This is a genomic window from Pseudomonas sp. HMWF006, assembly GCF_003061205.1.
Classification (GTDB): domain Bacteria; phylum Pseudomonadota; class Gammaproteobacteria; order Pseudomonadales; family Pseudomonadaceae; genus Aquipseudomonas; species Aquipseudomonas monsensis.
In genome coordinates this window covers 10,711-12,337 of record NZ_QAIU01000510.1, presented here as the reverse complement: position 1 = coordinate 12,337, position 1,627 = coordinate 10,711, and the positions used below count along the sequence as shown (strand labels likewise).

Here is a 1,627-nt window from a genome sequence, read left to right as displayed (position 1 = left end):
GCACATGGCCGCGCTCGAACGCCAGCGGCCCACGTACATCAACCAGCACGAAGTCGATTTCCCCGGCTTCCTGGCTGCTGTAGACGTCGGAGCAATCGGTTTCGAAAGTCAGACGGTTGCTGAAATGCATCAGGGCAATGGCCGAGGGGGCGGCAGGAATGTCGCGAACCAGGCTGGTCATAGGTGTTGCTCCTTTATCTGAACGGGTGTGAACAGACTTTATCGAGCCGGCGCTCGGCGCTACAGTGGCGCACAAGACACCCACCGGGAATTTTCCGCCAAATGCACACCTCACCAGGGCTGGTCGCGATTCTGGCCTACGATGGCCTCTGTACCTTCGAATTCGGCATCGCCGTGGAGATCTTCGGCCTGGCCCGACCGGAGTTCGATTTCCCGTGGTACACGCATGCGATTGCCGCGGTCGATCAAGGCCCGATGCGCGCCATGGGCGGGATTCAGGTGTTGGCAGATGGTGGCCTGGAACTGCTGGCCGACGCGCGTACCATCATCATTCCCGGTTGGCGCGACCGTAACGCCGCCGTGCCGCCGGCGTTGATCGACGCTTTGCGTCAGGCCCACGCGCGGGGCGCCCGATTACTGTCGATCTGCTCCGGGGTGTTTGTGCTGGCGGCCAGCGGCCTGCTCGACGGTCACGGCGCCACGACTCACTGGCGCTACACCACGGAACTGGCTGAGCGGTTTCCGGCCATTGCAGTCGATCCGGACGTGCTGTACGTCGACGCCGGCCAGTTGATTACCTCGGCTGGCAGCGCTGCGGGCATCGACGCCTGCCTGCACCTGGTGGCGCGGGACTTCGGCACCCAGGTCGCCAACACGGTGGCGCGGCGTCTGGTGATGTCGCCGCAACGCACCGGCGGTCAGGCGCAGTTCATTCCGACCCCCGTCAGCGCGACGCCGCGCAACGATTTGTCACGGGTGATGCAGTGGGCCCGCGAGCGCCTGCACCAACCGCTGGAGGTGCGCGATCTGGCCAATGAGGCGGCGATGAGCGAGCGGACCTTTTTGCGGCGGTTCACCGAGGCCAGTGGTCAGTCGCCCAAGGCGTGGTTGCAGCATGAACGGCTGGCGCGGGCGCGAGAGTTGCTGGAGAGCACACCGCAGCACACCGAACAGATTGCCCAGCGCTGCGGGTATCGCTCGGTGGAAAGTTTTCGCGTGGCGTTTCGCAGCGTGGTGGGGGTGCCGCCGTCGGTGTATCGGGAGCGGTTCGGGCGTGGGGACAACGCAACTTCCTGAGGTGATCCCAGGGGCTCCTTTGCGGGCAAACCCGCTCCCACAGGCTTTAGCGGTGATTGACTCCCGTGGGATCGGGCTTGCTCGCCGAAAGGCCGGCAGAGGCGCCAATGGACTATGGCCGGCGCAGCAAATAGGTATCCATTATCCACCCATGCTCAGCCCGTGCCGCCTTGCGCACCCGCTCAATCTCATCCGCCACGTCTCCCAACTTGCCACTGATCAGAATCTCGTCCGGCGTGCCCAGGTACGCGCCCCAGTAAATCGACGTCGCGGGATCCGCCACCCGCCGATAGGCCTCTTCGCCATCGAGCATCACCACCAGACTCTCGGCCTCACTCACCTGCCCCGCCGCCAACCGCCGACCGGTGGT

The 1,627-nt window shown here is 64.9% G+C and carries 1 protein-coding gene and 2 pseudogenes; 1 reads left to right on the top strand and 2 read right to left on the bottom strand.

The window, feature by feature from the left end; translation table 11 throughout:
* A pseudogene (locus tag DBR24_RS33360) lies at positions 1-181 on the bottom strand (rhodanese-like domain-containing protein); the annotation flags it as partial.
* 101 nt (positions 182-282) lie between these two features.
* Here DBR24_RS33360 and ftrA point away from each other — a divergent pair.
* A complete protein-coding gene (gene ftrA / locus DBR24_RS22920) occupies positions 283-1,257 on the top strand; it encodes a transcriptional regulator FtrA (RefSeq protein ID WP_128615885.1) in 975 nt (324 codons plus the stop codon).
* Between the two features lie 112 nt (positions 1,258-1,369).
* Here ftrA and DBR24_RS33355 read toward each other — a convergent pair.
* Positions 1,370-1,627 (bottom strand): annotated as a pseudogene (locus tag DBR24_RS33355) (precorrin-6A synthase (deacetylating)); the annotation flags it as partial.